The following is a 16,490-nucleotide window of genomic DNA, read 5'->3' on the forward strand; positions in this document are numbered from 1 at the left end:
ATTTGCATGACGTATAATGATATAAAGTCCTTTAGTATTAGCTGAGATAATAATGAAATTGCCACCATTACGCGCGATACAATGTTTTGAATCCGTTGCAAGACTGAATAGTTTTTCAAAAGCAGCAGAAAGCCTCAACGTGACGCAAAGCGCTGTGAGTCATCAAGTCCGAACGCTTGAGGAGTACCTTGGCGAAGCGTTGTTTTATAGGCAGGGTCGGACACTTTCGTTGACAGAAATAGGGTCGCGTTATTTCACAGAGGTGAATCAATCATTGGCTGCTATTTCTAATACCAGTCAAGCCATTCGGAATGACCAACCTGGGCATATTCGCCTAGCACTGTATAGCTCGGTGGCTGTCAATTGGCTGATTCCTCGATTAGAAGACTTCCATACACAACACCCAGAGATTGAGCTCACCTTAAACATGGTGACAGACCAAGACGATTATAATGAGCAATGTTCTGACTGTTTTATAACCGTCCATCCGCCAAAGCGTAACGTGGTCAGTACGTTTTTATTCGCTGAAAAGTTATTTCCTGTCTGTGGTCAAAAACTCTGGGAAGAAATAAAAGACCAACCGTTGCCTGAGGCATTATGGCAACACCCCATACTGTCGGTCAGATATTCTGGAAAAAGTGAAAATGCGGCCAATGATTGGCTAAAGTGGTGCAAAGCAGGTGGGTTTGAGCTGCCGAGTGATGTAAAAATAAATCAGTTTAGCCACGTACTTCTTGCCGCACAGGCCGCACGTTATAACTTAGGTATTACGCTTATCGACAACTATATGATGCTAGAACAAACCCATCAGCAAAATCTTGTTAGAATCCCAATGCATGAATTACTCACTGGCGACAGCTTCTATTTCTTTTATAACGACTTAAAATCAAATCAAGCTGACATTATTAAATTGAGTCGTTGGTTGGAGTCCCAGTGCTATATTAATGAGAATAAAATTCTATGAAAATCGTCATCAACCAGATTGATATCACTGATTATCAAGTGTCGGTAAATGCCGCCTTGATATTGAAATCCATCAATGAGCACAAAGACTGTCAAGGCTTTATGATTTTTCCAGAGCTCACTTTTACAGGATTTCCGACAGCAGATAATATTGACTCTTTATGCAGTCAGTCACAATCATATTTTGAAGAGTTACTGATAGCCAGCAAAAATACCGATTCAACCATCATTATTGGGCACATTGAAAAACACGATCAACAGTTCTACAACGCATGCTTTTTTATAAAAAACGGCGAAATCATTCATAAGCACCGAAAGTCAAAACTTTGGCTTGATGATGTTGGCGTCTTTACCAGCGGAGATGAGTTTTCCGTCGTTGAAATTGATAATGTAGTTTGCGGTGCTCAAATTTTTTTTGAGCTAGAGTTTCCAGAAGGTTCTAGAGCACTGGCAAAAAAAGGCGCCAAAATTATTTTTATGCCGAATGGCAACATGTCTCCCTATGCGAATGTCCATTATGTACTGACTCAAGCACGTGCCATTGAAAACCAATGTTTTGTGATTACCTGCAACAGTGTGGGCGTCGGTCATGGCGGTGAGTTTGTAGGAGAGAGTCTGGTCGTCTCTCCTACAGGAAGCATCATTAAAAAACTTGGTTCGACGCAAGAAATAGCAGTGATGGATATCGATTTAACAGACATAGAACACTCTAAGAAAAACTACCGCTATATAGACTTAGCTTGATTCAACCATAAGACTTAACGATTAAATTGAATGGCAAGGTGGGAGGATTTATTGTGGTGGCGTGTTGAACATTCACAAATGGGCATTGTTGGAGGTCATTAATGCGATAGTGAATACAGGTATGAATCAATGATTTGCTAGCACCTCATACGTTAGTACCTTGTTAACATCTAAGAAATTGACAGCAAGGGTCAGCTTGTACTACCATTGATAATTACTTTCATTCATCTTACTGATGTACCAATAATATTCATTCAGGAGCAATCCCATGCAGTGGACTAAACCAGCTTTTCAAGACATCCGTATTGGTTTCGAAATCACGATGTATTTCGAAGCCCGTTAAAATTTACGAGCACTAAACCCATTAAAAGCCCTAGATGACTAGGGCTTTTATTTTTTTGGAAATATTGATTTATGTATATTCACGTTTTAGGCTCAGCTGCTGGTGGTGGTTTTCCACAGTGGAATTGCAATTGCGATAACTGCCACGGTGTGCGTCAAGGCACGATTCAGGCAAAGACCCGTACCCAATCATCAATCGCCATATCAGAAAATGGTATAGATTGGATCTTATTCAATGCATCCCCTGATATTCGCCAACAGTTATTTGAGTTTAAGGCAGCTCAACCAGCACGTAACTTAAGAGACACAGGTATCACAGATGTGGTGTTGATGGACAGTCAACTTGACCATACGACCGGCCTGTTGACCCTACGTGAAGGCTGTCCAATGCCTGTTTGGTGTACGGACATGGTGCATCAAGACCTCAGTACAGGTTTTCCACTGTTTACTATGTTAAAGCACTGGAATGGGGGTCTACAATACAATCAAATCGATCCAAAACAGAGCTTTCAAATTGACGGCTATAGCAATTTAGAGTTGACGCCTCTGGTGATTAGAAGCTCAGCACCGCCCTACTCCCCGCACCGTAATGATCCGCATGATGGCGATAATATTGCTCTAATTGTGAAAGATTTAAAAACACAAAAACAACTCTTTTATGCGCCAGGTTTGGGCAAAATTGATGATGACGTTATGCAGATCATGAAAAGCTCTGATTGCGTGATGATTGACGGTACGCTATGGACGGACAATGAAATGCAAGAATGCGGCGTCGGTACAAAAACTGGTCAAGACATGGGCCATTTGCATATTAGTGGTGAAGATGGCTCGTTGCATTATCTAGATCAGCTCGATAACGCTCGTAAGGTGCTGATCCATATCAATAACACCAATCCGATATTGAATGAACAATCTGAACAGGCTGCGATATTAAAAAAACATGGTGTTGAAGTGGCGTTTGATGGTATGCAGATTGAGCTTTAAGACAAACGGTAAGGCGACGACAGCAATCGTAAGGTGAATGCAATGCAAAAAGAAAACACAGCACTTAGCCCAGAAGCGTTTGAACAAGCGATTATGGATAAAGGTCAGTATTATCATATTTATCACCCTTTTCATGTCATGATGCATGAAGGCAAAGCGACACAGCAGCAAATCCAAGCGTGGGTCGCCAACCGATTTTATTATCAGATAAATATTCCATTGAAAGACGCGGCCATTATGGCAAATTGCCCCGATCAGCGCGTACGTCAAGAGTGGATCCAGCGCATGATTGATCAAGATGGCGTCTATCCTGATGGCGGCGGGCGTGAGGCATGGTTAGGTTTGGCAGAAGCGGTTGGGCTGACTCGTGAGCAAGTGATCTCTGAAGAGCTGGTACTACCAGGTGTGCGTTTTGCCGTCGATGCTTACGTGAATTTTGCGCGTCGTACCTCATGGCGAGAAGCTGCCAGTAGCTCACTGACAGAGTTGTTTGCCCCGCAGATTCACCAGTCACGTTTAGAGTCCTGGCCCAAGCACTACCCTTGGATAAAGGAGCAAGGCTATACCTATTTCCGCTCACGCTTGAGTCAAGCGCGCCGCGATGTTGAGCATGGTCTGACCATTACACTTGACTCGTTCAAAACAGCTGAGCAACAAGAGCGTATGTTAGAAATTCTGCAATTTAAACTGGATATCTTATGGACGATATTGGATGCCTTGAGCTTGGCCTATGTGCATAATCAAGCTCCTTATCAAAGCGTTACCACTGACAATGTCTGGCATAAAGGATTGTTTAAATGAGTATACCTGCTAGTTTACCTGAGCTGGATCAATCCATCGTCCCGGTATGGCGTCACGGTTATCGCTTTCAGTTTGAGCCAGCGCAAAATGCGTATGTCTTGCTCTACCCTGAAGGTATGATCAAATTAAATGACAGTGCCAGCATCATCGGACAACATATAGATGGTCAAGCGTCCATTGCTGATATTATCCAAAAGGTACAGGCTATGTTTGGCGATATTCCCGAGATCGAACAAGACATTATTGAATATATGCTGGTCGCCCAGCGTGAACATTGGATTGATTTAGTATGACTGCGCCAGTCGGGCTACCGCTATGGCTGCTTGCTGAGCTGACCTATCGCTGCCCCTTACAATGCCCTTATTGCTCAAACCCTATTGATTATGCTCAGTATAAAGAGGAGCTAACGACGCAAGAATGGTTTGATGTGTTTGATCAGGCGCGGCAAATGGGCGCGGTCCAGCTTGGCTTTTCTGGCGGCGAACCACTGGTTCGTCAAGACCTAGAAGAACTGGTCGCTTATGCGCACAATCAAGGTTTTTATACTAACTTAATTACGTCAGGTATGGGATTGACTGAAGCTAGGATTGCGCGTTTAAAAGAAGCAGGTCTTCAGCATATTCAAATTAGCTTTCAAGCCAGTGATCCAACGGTCAACAATGCTTTGGCAGGTTCAAAACATGCCTTTGAGCAAAAGTATGAGATGTCACGTCTGGTTAAGCAATACGACTATCCGATGGTACTTAACTTTGTAATTCATCGGCAAAACATCGATCAGATTGACCAGATTATTGATCTCTGCTTAGAGCTGGAAGCCGACACGGTTGAGCTGGCTATTTGCCAGTTTTACGGCTGGGCATTTGAAAATATAGAGGGTTTGCTACCAACCAAAGCGCAAGTGGTCCGAGCCGAACGCATTACCAATGAATACCGCAAGAAGATTGAAGAACGTGGTATTAAGTGCAAACTTATTTTCGTGGTGCCTGACTATTACGAAGAACGTCCGAAACCTTGTATGGATGGTTGGGGCAAGATTTTCTTAACAGTCGCACCAGACGGTACGGCCCTACCTTGCCATGCTGCCAGACAAATGCCAATACAGTTTCCTAATGTACGACATACACCACTGTCAGATATTTGGTATCAGTCTGCGAGCTTTAATCAGTTTCGCGGTGATGACTGGATGCCTGACATCTGCCAAAGCTGCCCAGATAAAGAACGTGATTACGGCGGCTGCCGTTGCCAAGCGTTTATGCTGACTGGCGATGCCAAAAACGCCGATCCTGTCTGTGGAAAATCGCCATACCACTACTTGATTGAGGAGGCACGTATCAACAGCGAGACGCCTGTACCTTTTGAAGAACTACGCTTTCGCAATCCAAAGAATTCTAAGTCACTGAGTAACAAACAGCTGAATAAAGACCAATTGATTCCTACTCGTATGGTAACAGGTGAAATATGAATACCCAGCCTGTGATATTTGATGGACATAATGATCTGTTGACTCGCCTTTGGCTAAGTTCAGCTGCCGATCCAGTACATGATTTTATTTATGGCACGTTACCGGGACATTTAGATTTACAACGTTGCCGACAAGCGAACTGGATGGGCGGATTATTTTCTATTTTCCTGCCGCCCTACGCTTATGTGAAAAACAACCATCCTGAAAAACTATCTAATCCTACGAACTCAGATTTCACTTCGCAAGAAATCGTCGATATCTGCTGTGCGCAATTAGCACTTGCACAGCAATTACAGGCAAGATCTAACGGTCAGATTCAGATTTGCACCTCGTTAGAACAAATTCAGGCCTGTCAGCAGAATAAGCAACTGGCCATTGTATTGCATTTGGAAGGTGCTGAGTTTTTAGCCATACAGCCTGACCTGCTGGATGTGTTTTATGAGGCAGGACTCAGAAGCATTGGCCCACTATGGAATAGAAAGAGCCTCTTCGGTGATGGCTTAAATGCGTCTTTTCCGCATTCTCCAGATACGGGAGCTGGGCTCACGACTCAAGGCAAAGACCTCATTCTTAAGTGCAGTGAAAAGCATATGCTGATAGATGTGTCACATATGAATGAACGCGCTTTTTGGGATACGCTAGAGATTGCCTGCCAGCCTATTGTTGCGACACACTCCAATGCACATGCTTTATGTCAGCAAGCCCGGAACTTGACCGATCAGCAGCTGGCTGCTATTAAACAAAGCGATGGTTTGGTTGGGGTGAATTTCGATGTGGCGTTTCTTCGTACAGATGGGCAACGTAATACGCAAACTTCGCTTGATGTGATTGTCGATCATCTTGATTATTTAATTGACCATCTAGGCGAAGATCATGTTGGTTTTGGCTCTGATTTTGATGGTTGTCTACTACCTGATGAGCTATCTGATATCAGTCAAATCTCCATGTTGATTGAGCGGATGCAACAACGCCATTTTTCTGATCCATTGATTGAAAAGGTGACGTCAAAAAACTGGTTTACAGTGCTTGATAAGATATGGCAATAGTTAAAAGAGTCATCAAGCAATCACCGTATAGGGATTGCTGTTTTTATTGTCTGATTAAACATATTTCATGCAAAGAACTGGAATATGAACTCTATAAAACTGATCAAACAGGGTAATCATTAGTTTTCATTTTACCTTAATACCTGCTCTACCCGTTCAATCAAGTATTCTTTGACCGCATTAAACAATGGATCGATTAAGCGCCGTTCTGGACAAATCAAATACAGTGGATAGTTGGCCACTTGCCAGCCATCCAACTCTACCTCGACAAGTCTCCCTGCCTTTAAGTCACCGGCTATATCTAACTGAGACTTTAATGCGATGCCTTTGCCCGCCACTGCCCAGCGGTGCACAACGTCACCATCTTTACTTCTACGATTGCCATCCACTGCCACACGTTGAGTCTTGCCCTCTTTTTCAAAGGTCCACTCGCTCAAATACTTCTCATCATGACCCAAACGTAAGCAGTTATGCTGCGATAAATCTTCTGGCATTTTTGGGATACCTATACCCTTATCAATTTTGCTCAAATACTCCTTTGACGCACACAGTATAGGGCGATTATTCAATACAATAGGTAGTGCGACCAGTGATGAATCTTTGGGTGCGCCATAACGTAGTGCCAAATCAATCTGCTGACCGTACAAGTCCACATAGCTGTCAGACATATGTAGCTGCACCGTCACTTTTGGGTGAATGTCTATAAAATCGTCCAACCAAGGCAAAATTAGGTTTCGTCCCAAATCTGATGATGCCGACAGCCGAATTGTACCCGTCAGCTCAGCATCATTGTCATGTAGTCCTGCGTAAGCATTGTCTAAAATAGCCACCGCATCTCGGCAATGCTTTAAGTACTGCTCACCCTTGCTAGTCAAACGCAGCCTACGAGTAGAGCGAACAAACAATACCGTCTCAATTTCCACTTCTAATCGCTTGACCGCTGCACTCACAACTGCAGGCGACAGATCTAAGTGCCGAGCACAGGCAGATAGGCTACCTAAGCGAGCGGTCTCAATAAAAATACGTAAATCCTGCAAATTTTTCATCATCATGCCTTCGTTCAATTAGCGTCTAACTTAGCAACCACCATCGCTTGCTGCTGCTAGCCTCATCATTATATAAAAATTATTGAAACTGTTTCTTTAAACCTACTGATTATCAAAATCATTAATTATAGTAGCATGCACCTACAAGGTTTACTCACACATTTGGAGATACACGATGGATACTATAATACGGCCTACGAGCACACAGGATACTCAACACCATAGCCACCATGATGGAGATAATCAACAGAGTGCACTACAGCAAGCACGCAACTTACCACTACCTTCAAAATCAGACATGCTTAGACGTGCACCATCGGTAGAGCATTTCTGGCATCAAAACAGCCAGTTACTAGAGCAAGCATGGGCAGAGTGGGAAACCACTGAGCATGACTTGCCTGTACTTGATGATTCATTATTTGATCCAACTCTACATGATGCAGTGACGCAAGCATGGCGCACTCCTTCTACGGAGATGGCTGTTAAAAATTTATGGCAAGAGATACTACCTGACGTACACCAAGGACAACTCTTTGACCCAGCACAACTATCAACGCTGCGCCGTTATCTGCAAGCAATCGCAGACGCTAATATCCCAATACGTCCTCCTTATGGTATCGCATTGAACAGTAATGGAGCCATGCTAGATGCGCGCTCGCTAGGTTATCTGGCCACCCCTAATTTTCAGGCGTTTTATCATAAAGTCATGAATCAATATATGCGCCCTATCGCTCGGTTATTATTTGCCAATATTTATGGCTATGACACTCAGACCTTTGGGTTCTCGATTCAATACCAGCCGGCAGGCGACACATCGCTACAACTTCATACTGATGCTTCAGCGGTGACTATGAATATTAACCTAAATCTGCCAGGCGAAGACTTTACTGGATCAGAAGTTGACTTTGTCGATCGCCATTTAGGGCAAACCAAACGTGCCATTTTTAAACCTGGCATGGCGATTATTCATAGAGGCTCAGTGCCTCACGCCGCACATCCAATCACTAGTGGCAAACGTACCAATATAGTGCTTTGGCTGTATGGCGATAATATGCAAGTACCTCGAGGAGTTGGGCTTAATAGTCATATTGATGCCAATCAACGTTGGACTGCTACGCACAGTCAGCCTGATAATTTCGCACCGTTTTAAGATCAGTTTATGCGTTTAATGGATTTATCAATTGATAAATAACCTTTAGATAGACTAAAAACGTCATATTATCAAAATAATATTGAAAGTGTTTTCTCTTGTAGCTAGTGGTTCTAATGTATGAACTTTACTATTATGAGCCATCGCTAGGACGGGCTAATCAGTTAACTTAACGATGAACGATAAGGATTGAGTAATACCGTTTGTTAAATCCGTTTGTATTACCAGCTGACTAAAAAACTGAAACTTACTTTACTTAAGGACAATCATGAAAACCATTAATGAAGCACTAAACTGGCGTTACAGCACCAAAGTATTTGATGCTAGCAAAAAAATATCTGCTGAAGATTTTGAGCAGATCAAAGACATGCTACAAATGAGTCCATCAAGCACCAATATTCAACCATGGAGCTTTGTCATTGCAGATGATGACGCAGGCAAAGCACGCATTGCCAAAAGCACGCAAGGTGCCTTTCATTTTAATACACCTAAAGTAATAGATGCCTCACACGTGGTGGTTTTCTGTACTCGTATCCATGCCGACGATGAATACATGCAGGCGGTGTTAGAAAAAGAAGACCAAGACGGTCGTTATGCGCAGCCAGAATTCAAAGCACAGATGCATCAAGGTCGCCAATTATTCTTAGATATGCATCGCTTCGATGCCAAAGATGAGCCACATTGGCTTGCCAAACAGGTATATCTCAACATGGGCGGGGTATTATTGGGCAGCGCGCTTTTGGGTATTGATACCGTCCCTATGGAAGGGGTTGATTTACAGGCGCTTGATATGGAGTTCGACTTACGTAGTAAAGGATATTCTGCTGTGGCAGTGGTATCGTTTGGCTACCGCAGTGATGAAGACTTTAATGCCAAAATACCTAAATCGCGCTTGAGTGAAGAGACTATTTTTATTAAGGCTTAGTCATTAGCAAAAGTAAGCGTAAACATTATAAGCCAATACGTTTTTCATCGTATTGACTACCTATAAACCGAGTACTATCAAACGGCTAATAAGTATAATTTTAGAATGAATTGATATAGTCGGTTCAATATAATTTGGATACAAGGAAGCCGAGTGAAAGTACTACAAGTAGTAGTCTGAACGAGACTGACACCGTACCCAATTTATAGAGGATTGACTATAGTAGCGGCAAAAGGTTGCTAGCACTATATTATGTAGTCTTAGCAACCTTTTTTAATTCTATACCTTTATTAGCTAAGGTTATCAGTTTCAGCGCCAACTTAGTGCTAACTGGTACTCATAGTAGCCCACTACCAATAGCTCACCGCTGATCGTCCATTAACCTATTTTGCTCACACTTCTCTATTCATGATTTTGATTGAAAATAACAGACAGCTCATTTGCTGCCTCTTGCATAAGAGGCACATAGCTGAGCAGCTCCTCTAGACTTTTTCTCACGGTCGGCCCATGGGTAAACACCGTCGCAAATGCCTGTTGATCCCCATTAGGAATCATGACCGCACACGCGACCATACCTGGAATAAACTCCTCATTATCCACGCCTACTCCCGTCTCACGCGTTGCAGTTATCGTTTGCATCAGTTGCTTTTTATCGGTCTGAGTTTTGGTCGTTAGTGCGTGTAACGACATTTTCTCAACGATGCGTGTACATTTCTCATCTGTTAGCTGCGATAACAACAATTTACCACTAGCACTGGCCCAAACAGGCACGTGAGTACCAGAAGGTAAAAATATTTGTAGGGGCCAATCCGACATAACGCGATCGATATAAACCACATCTAAGTCTTGTAAAATCGAAATACCCACCGTCTCCCCTATTTGCGCTGACAGCTCGTTCAGTATCGCTAGCCTTTCATTTTTAAAGTCACTGTTTTGCAATAAGTTCATGGCAAGCTTATAGGTGCGTTTTCCACAGGTTACCTTCCCCGGCAAATCTAACTGCACAAACCCAAGACCCTGCAGTTGATCCAATAGCCGATACATACTCGGCACTGGCACATCCAATGTTTCTGCTAGATCGCTGACACTCATTGGCCGTTGCGAGCTGGCCAGTACCTCTACTATCTGTAAGACACGCTCAACGCTTGAGCCCTTCTTTTTAGTATTACTCATTGTTTGATTTAAACCTTTGGCTGACTCGCAGCAAATAAATTTATTTATTATAACGATAAAATTTACGCTTTTGCGTCTTGCTATTACAAAAACATTCTGTTACCTTTCACATATCGATAAGATATTTATCGTTATGTGAATTTAATATTTAAATACTATACACTTTTGTGAATAGTCCGTACGACGATTGAGCTGCCTAATACGCTCATATCTGAAGTCATTAATTCAAGGATGAGTCACTATGTCACACAGTATCCTGCTGCCAAGAACGATGGAAATTGGACGCGATGCCTGCCAAAAGTTGCCAGTAATATTGGCCAGCTTAGGGGTGAAAAAACCCCTTATTATCACTGACGAGATGATGGTTAAACTCGGCTATGTCGATAACATTCAAACCATTTTGAAAGCAGCACAAATCAATGCCGATGTGTTTTCAGATACGGTGCCAGAGCCTACTGAAAGCTCTATTGAGGCCGGCGTGTCTCAAGTAAAAGCGCAAGATTACGATGGTCTGATTGCCTTAGGTGGCGGAAGCCCTATCGATAGTGCAAAGGCCATTGCGATTTTAGGAAAATTTGGCGGCGTGATTCGTGATTATAAGTTTCCTCGTCAAGTTGATGAAGCAGGTTTACCTATTATTGCCATACCGACGACGGCAGGCACAGGATCAGAAGTGACACGCTTTACCATCATTACTGATGAGGCTAATAACGAAAAGCTGTTGTGCGTGGGTATGGGATTTATGCCCGTCGCAGCCATTATCGACTATAGCCTCACGCTCAGCGTACCGCCTCGTACCACAGCAGATACGGGTATCGATGCGATGACCCATGCTATTGAAGCCTATATCAGCCCTAAACGTAATGCCTATAGTGACCAACAGGCGCTCGCCGCCCTACGCTTAATCGGACCTAATATCCAAACGGCTTATCACGACGGCAAAGATGAAACCGCCCGTGAAGCAATGATGCTGGGCTCTACCTTAGCAGGTATTGCATTCTGTAACTCTTCGGTGGCGCTGGTACATGGCATGAGTCGTCCGATTGGTGCCTTTTTTCATGTGCCACATGGCCTATCAAACGCGATGCTATTGCCAACCATTACAGAATTCGGCATCTCTAGTGCGCCTGATCGTTATGCGGACTGCGCGCGTGCATTAGGAATAGCGGACCACAGCGAGACAGATGATCAGGCCAACGTCAGTTTGGTCCATTATCTAAAAAGCTTAAATGATGAGCTTCACGTGCCCACATTGGCACAGTTTGGTGTACAAAAAGCAGATTTTGATGCGCTAATAAACACAATGTGCGAGCAAGCATTTGCATCAGGTTCACCCAACAACAACCCTCGAATACCTACGCTAGAAGAAATGGTTCAACTTTATACCTTGCTATGGAATGACAACACTGTTGCTGAGCGTTCAGTCAGTTAAAAAAGCCCTCATTTACTATTAACCTATTAATTATTCACATGTTTAAAGGAATTAAACCTATGCAAACAATCGGACATTTTATTAATGGCAGCCTGTCAAACAATGATAGCCAAACTCAAGATGTTTACAACCCATCAACGGGTGAAGTCAGCAAGCAAGTCGCTTTGGGTGGTGAAAAAACAATTGGCGAAGCAGTCGCTGCGGCCAAAGCGGCTTTTCCAGCATGGAGCAAAACCTCGCCACTAAAACGCGCGCGCGTCATGTTCAAATTCAAAGAGCTGTTAGAGCAAAATGCGGATGAAATCTGCAGACTGGTTGGCGAAGAGCACGGGAAAATCGTACACGATGCGGCAGGCGAGCTACAGCGCGGTATTGAAAACGTCGAATATGCATGCGGCGCACCTGAACTGCTCAAAGGTGAGCACAGTCGCAATGTGAGTACCGATATAGACTCTTGGAGTGAGTTTCATCCACTAGGCGTGGTTGCTGGTATCACACCGTTTAACTTCCCTGTGATGGTGCCACTATGGATGTTCCCGATGGCCATCGTTTGCGGTAATACCTTTGTATTAAAACCATCTGAGCGTGACCCAAGTGCCACACTTTTCATCGCGCAGCTTTTACAGCAAGCGGGCCTACCAGATGGTGTCATCAATGTCGTAAATGGTGGCAAAGAAGCCGTTGATGCTATTTTGCATCATCCAGATGTTAAAGCCGTTAGCTTTGTGGGCTCAACCCCTATCGCTGAATACATCTATACCACAGCCGCTGCACAAGGCAAGCGTTGCCAAGCATTAGGCGGTGCAAAAAACCATGCGATTGTCATGCCAGACGCAGACTTAGACAATGTCGTCACCTCACTATTGGGTGCTGCTTTTGGCTCATCAGGCGAGCGTTGTATGGCACTATCTGTCGCCGTTGCTGTCGGTGATGAAACGGCTGACAAGATGATTGCGGCCCTACAGCCTGCTATTAAAGAGCTAAAACTGGGGCTTCATTCAGATAAAAGCAACGACTTTGGCCCTGTCATTACAGCGGCACACAAATCTAAAATTTTAGATTATATAAAAAGTGCTGCAGAGCAAGGTGCAGAGCTCATCATCGATGGCTCTGATGCTGCACCAGAAGGCAATGAAAATGGATTTTTTGTAGGTCCTACTCTGATTGATCATGTCACCAAAGAGATGCACAGCTACGAGGCAGAGATTTTCGGTCCCGTGTTACAGGTGATGCGTGTACAGACCATGGCCGAAGCTGTGCAACTCATAAACGATCATGAATATGGTAACGGCACCTGTATTTATACGAGAGATGGAGAAGCGGCGCGTTACTTTATTGACAACATTCAAGTCGGTATGGTTGGTGTCAATATTCCACTACCAGTACCTGTAGCGTCTCAAAGCTTTGGTGGCTGGAAGCGTTCATTATTTGGTGACTTGGCCATGTACGGACCAGACGGCGTGAGATTCTTCACTCGTCGTAAGACCATTACGCAGCGCTGGCCTAGTGCGGCATTGAGAGAAGAAAAACAGTTCTCTATGCCAACTTAATAGCACTGCCTTTTCAAGACGCTAGCCTTTAAGAACACTACAGTATAAAGGCGCTACATTATAAAGCCCTTACCTTTTAAGCGCACTGCATAATCAGTGCGCTTAAAAGCAGTCGTTTGTATTCAAAAAATGCTGCTTGCTTCTGACTCTCTCCATTAGTGGACGACTGGCAAGTGCTCTGACTGAATTCTAATTTTTCACAGTCGTACCATAAAATTCTAAGGATAGATAACTATGCGAGAAACTTTTGAATTGCCATTACTGGGTGTCAAAGTCATCGATTTTGGTCAATATATTGCCGGTCCCGCTGTCGGTATGATGCTTGGCGACTTAGGCGCAACCGTGGTTCATATAGACCCACCATCAGGCCCAAAGTGGCACAGTCCAGCCAATGCGGTATTGAATCGCAACAAATTGATGTTAACACTCGATCTTAAGACGGATGAAGGCTTGGCACAGGCTAAGCAACTAATTTTAGAAAGTGACATCGTTATCGAAGGCTTTCGCCCTGGAAAAATGGCAGAAATGGGATTAGATCTGGTCGCGCTACGAGAAGAGCGTCCGCAGCTGATCACACTGTCCATCCCTGGATTTGCATCGAATGACGAAAATCGCCGTGAGTTACGTGCCTATGAAAGCATTGTGGCAGCGAGCTCGGGCGTGTTTACTGACATGGGTTTAAACCGTGTGCTCATGGGCATAAACCCATCGTTCTCACCCCTACCACTACCCTCTGCTTATGGCGCAATGCTGGCAGGTTCTTCAGTTGTTTTTGCACTACAAGCACGTGAAAACACAGGACTTGGCGATGCTATCGAAGTTCCACTTGCTGCGGCTGTGATGGAAGGGCTTTGTTACAACTCAATAGATATCGAAAACCTACCTGAACGCTATTTGACCCAACGCGAAGTTGAGATTCAACGTCGCCGCGTTGAAGGTATTCCCATGAATATGGACTACGAAGCGTTGCAAGAACTGCTAGATCCTTTTTACCGCAGTTACATGTGTAAAGATGGCCGTATGTTTTACGTGGTATGCCCCAGCCACAAACATCACGCCAAGCGTTGTTTGCAAGTACTCGGGTTATACGACGAATTACTTGAGGAAGGATTGACTGAGGAGGAAGACACTTATTTGCCTTCTAGTCAGTGGACATCTGATACATCGCTTGGGGTTTATCCCATGCCAAAACATTGGGCAGATCGTATTGCCGAAAAAATGAAAGTGGCGTTTTTATTACGTACGTCAAAAGAGTGGCAGAAGATTTTTGGGAAACGTGGCATACCTGGTGCACCGCAGCGTTGGCTACAAGAGTGGATTCATGATGATCACGCAGAAACAACAGGACTCATGATTGAAGTTGATGATCCCACTTATGGCAAGATGATTCAGCCAGGCCCAATTGTGTGGTTAGAAGAATGTGGCGAGTTGATGTTACAACCGAAAGCACCGCAGCCTATCGACTTTGAAGGTGCATTGAAAAAATTAAAGGCAATCAAAACCAAGTTGCCTTCAATCAATAATGTTGATGAAAAAAGCGGTTGGTTAGACGGTATTAAGGTACTTGATCTTTGTAATGTCATTGCAGGTCCTCACTCGGCCTGTTATTTGGCACGTTTTGGTGCAGAAGTTATCAAGCTTGATTCGGCTTCTCCACTGTACGACAGCTGGAATACCGTCATTTATGGTATGTCTCAAATGGTCGGCAAACGCTCCATACTTGCTGATATCAGTAAAGGCACAGGACGAGAAGTGTTTGAGAAGTTGGTTCGTTCCGTTGACGTTATTGTGTGGAATGCGACAGACACCCAAATCAAAAAAATGGGCTTGGATGCTGAAGGCTTAAAAGCCTTAAATCCTGACGCTATATTCTGCAAGCTTGATTGTTTTAGCGGTGTCCGTAAGGGTCCGAGTAGTGATTTTATAGGCTATGACGATGTGGTGCAGGCATCTACTGGCATCATGTTGCGTTGCGGCGGTGCGATGGACACGCCTGAAGAACACGCACACGTTGGTACTATTGATGTCATGTGCGGCTTTGGCGGCGCTATGAGTATCGGTGTGGCGCTCTATCAAAAATATCGTACAGGCCGCATTGGACGTGGTCGTACTTCATTGGTCGCCAATAGCGCCCTGCTACAGATCCCTTACTGTTATGACTTTGAAAAACGTGGGTTATTCAATGAGCCCTCAGGTCGCGAAACCAATGGTCATGATGAATTAACACGCTTTTACTATACTTCTTCAGGGAACTACTTGTTACTAAACGCGTATGAAATTGATGTAAAAAACTTCGAAAACGTTGAAGACTTACAAGGTTTCAGTGAGTTGGATAAAACTGAACGTGCGGCATTCTTATCTAATACCTTTCAAAAAGCGCCTGCTCATGACTGGGTAGAACGTCTGCAAGCTGCCGATATTGCGGCTGTCGTCTGTGCGGATATCAATGCATTACGTGCTGAATACAGCCGCACAGCAGATGGCACACCAGGTACTGACAATGGTAGTTATTCTTTCTCAATTTATGAAGATCATCCAAGTGGCCATACAGTGACTCAGCTTGATCCTTATGCTATTCGTCCATCGAATAGTGTTATATACGCACTGCCTCGACCTGAAAAATTTGGACAATCTACCCGTCAGATCATGTTAGAGCTTGGCTATAGCGAGACAGACATTGATGCCAGTATTGCCAGTGGCGATTTGAGTGATAGTTGGAGTCAAGAGTTTTTACCAAGTTAAATAGGCAGTGTCATCAGTTGGCGTGTCCTGCTAACCATGATGCAAGTTGGTTTGTATCTGGCTGATGACACACCCTAAATGATAGGAATTAAGCTGCTCGAAGGACAGTGCAGCTTGATGCTCATTTGAA

General features: G+C 44.0%; 15 protein-coding genes. 13 read left to right on the forward strand and 2 right to left on the reverse strand.

Features of this window, described 5'->3' with window-relative positions; all coding sequences use genetic code 11:
* Positions 1–52: 52 nt before the first annotated feature.
* The 8 genes from IP485_RS00415 (at position 53) to IP485_RS00450 (ending at position 6,342) form a co-directional block, all read left to right on the forward strand.
* On the forward strand, positions 53–964 hold the full coding sequence (locus IP485_RS00415) for a LysR family transcriptional regulator (RefSeq protein WP_198325520.1): 912 nt from the start codon (positions 53–55) through the stop codon (positions 962–964).
* Positions 961–1,707, forward strand: coding sequence for a carbon-nitrogen hydrolase family protein (locus IP485_RS00420; RefSeq protein ID WP_198325521.1), 747 nt, complete (start codon positions 961–963; stop codon positions 1,705–1,707). Before IP485_RS00415 ends, IP485_RS00420 begins: the two co-directional genes overlap by 4 nt.
* A 268-nt stretch (positions 1,708–1,975) precedes the next feature.
* The gene (pqqA, locus tag IP485_RS00425) at positions 1,976–2,050 is read left to right on the forward strand and encodes a pyrroloquinoline quinone precursor peptide PqqA (protein WP_075107140.1); all 75 of its coding nucleotides are present in this window, start codon (positions 1,976–1,978) and stop codon (positions 2,048–2,050) included.
* A gap of 71 nt (positions 2,051–2,121) precedes the next feature.
* The gene (gene pqqB / locus IP485_RS00430) at positions 2,122–3,033 is read left to right on the forward strand and encodes a pyrroloquinoline quinone biosynthesis protein PqqB (RefSeq protein WP_198325522.1); all 912 of its coding nucleotides are present in this window, start codon (positions 2,122–2,124) and stop codon (positions 3,031–3,033) included.
* 42 nt (positions 3,034–3,075) lie between these two features.
* Positions 3,076–3,834 (forward strand): pyrroloquinoline-quinone synthase PqqC, encoded by a 759-nt coding sequence (pqqC, locus tag IP485_RS00435; protein WP_198325523.1) that lies wholly within the window; start codon positions 3,076–3,078, stop codon positions 3,832–3,834.
* On the forward strand, positions 3,831–4,127 hold the full coding sequence (pqqD, locus tag IP485_RS00440) for a pyrroloquinoline quinone biosynthesis peptide chaperone PqqD (RefSeq protein ID WP_057760106.1): 297 nt from the start codon (positions 3,831–3,833) through the stop codon (positions 4,125–4,127). Before pqqC ends, pqqD begins: the two co-directional genes overlap by 4 nt.
* Entirely contained in the window at positions 4,124–5,296 is a 1,173-nt protein-coding gene (gene pqqE / locus IP485_RS00445; RefSeq protein ID WP_198325524.1) for a pyrroloquinoline quinone biosynthesis protein PqqE, read from the forward strand. The genes pqqD and pqqE overlap by 4 nt, the downstream gene beginning before the upstream one ends.
* Complete coding sequence (locus tag IP485_RS00450) at positions 5,293–6,342, forward strand: dipeptidase (protein ID WP_198325525.1); 1,050 nt, start codon at positions 5,293–5,295, stop codon at positions 6,340–6,342. Before pqqE ends, IP485_RS00450 begins: the two co-directional genes overlap by 4 nt.
* Positions 6,343–6,473: 131 nt before the next feature.
* Here the strand turns inward: IP485_RS00450 and IP485_RS00455 are convergent, their stop codons facing one another.
* On the reverse strand, positions 6,474–7,388 hold the full coding sequence (locus tag IP485_RS00455) for a LysR family transcriptional regulator (protein WP_198325526.1): 915 nt from the start codon (positions 7,386–7,388) through the stop codon (positions 6,474–6,476).
* A 175-nt stretch (positions 7,389–7,563) separates the two neighbouring features.
* Between IP485_RS00455 and IP485_RS00460 the strand changes: the two genes are divergently transcribed.
* Both IP485_RS00460 and nfsB read left to right on the forward strand, forming a co-directional pair.
* Positions 7,564–8,538, forward strand: coding sequence for a hypothetical protein (locus IP485_RS00460; RefSeq protein ID WP_198325527.1), 975 nt, complete (start codon positions 7,564–7,566; stop codon positions 8,536–8,538).
* A gap of 268 nt (positions 8,539–8,806) precedes the next feature.
* Positions 8,807–9,463: an oxygen-insensitive NAD(P)H nitroreductase gene (gene nfsB, locus IP485_RS00465; RefSeq protein WP_198325528.1), complete on the forward strand. Its 657-nt coding sequence runs from the start codon at positions 8,807–8,809 to the stop codon at positions 9,461–9,463.
* 402 nt (positions 9,464–9,865) lie between these two features.
* Here the strand turns inward: nfsB and IP485_RS00470 are convergent, their stop codons facing one another.
* Positions 9,866–10,636, reverse strand: coding sequence for an IclR family transcriptional regulator (locus IP485_RS00470; RefSeq protein ID WP_198325529.1), 771 nt, complete (start codon positions 10,634–10,636; stop codon positions 9,866–9,868).
* Positions 10,637–10,877: 241 nt separating this feature from the next.
* On the opposite strand from IP485_RS00470, the gene IP485_RS00475 reads away from it, so the two are divergent.
* The 3 genes from IP485_RS00475 (at position 10,878) to IP485_RS00485 (ending at position 16,360) form a co-directional block, all read left to right on the forward strand.
* Complete coding sequence (locus IP485_RS00475) at positions 10,878–12,068, forward strand: iron-containing alcohol dehydrogenase (RefSeq protein ID WP_198325530.1); 1,191 nt, start codon at positions 10,878–10,880, stop codon at positions 12,066–12,068.
* A gap of 59 nt (positions 12,069–12,127) precedes the next feature.
* Positions 12,128–13,618 carry a CoA-acylating methylmalonate-semialdehyde dehydrogenase gene (locus IP485_RS00480; RefSeq protein WP_197177067.1) on the forward strand — a complete coding sequence of 497 codons (1,491 nt, stop codon included), beginning with the start codon at positions 12,128–12,130 and terminating at the stop codon, positions 13,616–13,618.
* Between the two features lie 234 nt (positions 13,619–13,852).
* Positions 13,853–16,360: a CoA transferase gene (locus tag IP485_RS00485; RefSeq protein ID WP_198325531.1), complete on the forward strand. Its 2,508-nt coding sequence runs from the start codon at positions 13,853–13,855 to the stop codon at positions 16,358–16,360.
* The last annotated feature ends 130 nt before the right edge of the window (positions 16,361–16,490 follow it).

It is taken from the genome of Psychrobacter sp. NG27 (assembly GCF_016106655.1).
Taxonomy (GTDB): Bacteria; Pseudomonadota; Gammaproteobacteria; order Pseudomonadales; family Moraxellaceae; genus Psychrobacter.

Excerpts from the sequence above, each read along its gene's own strand:
- IP485_RS00470 (WP_198325529.1), bottom strand. The coding sequence starts at position 10,636 with ATGAGTAATACTAAAAAGAAGGGCTCAAGCGTTGAGCGTGTCTTACAG.
- IP485_RS00475 (WP_198325530.1), top strand. The coding sequence starts at position 10,878 with ATGTCACACAGTATCCTGCTGCCAAGAACGATGGAAATTGGACGCGAT.
- IP485_RS00420 (WP_198325521.1), top strand. The coding sequence starts at position 961 with ATGAAAATCGTCATCAACCAGATTGATATCACTGATTATCAAGTGTCG.
- IP485_RS00450 (WP_198325525.1), top strand. The coding sequence starts at position 5,293 with ATGAATACCCAGCCTGTGATATTTGATGGACATAATGATCTGTTGACT.
- IP485_RS00485 (WP_198325531.1), top strand. The coding sequence starts at position 13,853 with ATGCGAGAAACTTTTGAATTGCCATTACTGGGTGTCAAAGTCATCGAT.
- IP485_RS00460 (WP_198325527.1), top strand. The coding sequence starts at position 7,564 with ATGGATACTATAATACGGCCTACGAGCACACAGGATACTCAACACCAT.
- pqqE (WP_198325524.1), top strand. The coding sequence starts at position 4,124 with ATGACTGCGCCAGTCGGGCTACCGCTATGGCTGCTTGCTGAGCTGACC.
- pqqB (WP_198325522.1), top strand. The coding sequence starts at position 2,122 with ATGTATATTCACGTTTTAGGCTCAGCTGCTGGTGGTGGTTTTCCACAG.
- IP485_RS00455 (WP_198325526.1), bottom strand. The coding sequence starts at position 7,388 with ATGAAAAATTTGCAGGATTTACGTATTTTTATTGAGACCGCTCGCTTA.
- nfsB (WP_198325528.1), top strand. The coding sequence starts at position 8,807 with ATGAAAACCATTAATGAAGCACTAAACTGGCGTTACAGCACCAAAGTA.
- IP485_RS00480 (WP_197177067.1), top strand. The coding sequence starts at position 12,128 with ATGCAAACAATCGGACATTTTATTAATGGCAGCCTGTCAAACAATGAT.
- pqqD (WP_057760106.1), top strand. The coding sequence starts at position 3,831 with ATGAGTATACCTGCTAGTTTACCTGAGCTGGATCAATCCATCGTCCCG.
- IP485_RS00415 (WP_198325520.1), top strand. The coding sequence starts at position 53 with ATGAAATTGCCACCATTACGCGCGATACAATGTTTTGAATCCGTTGCA.
- pqqC (WP_198325523.1), top strand. The coding sequence starts at position 3,076 with ATGCAAAAAGAAAACACAGCACTTAGCCCAGAAGCGTTTGAACAAGCG.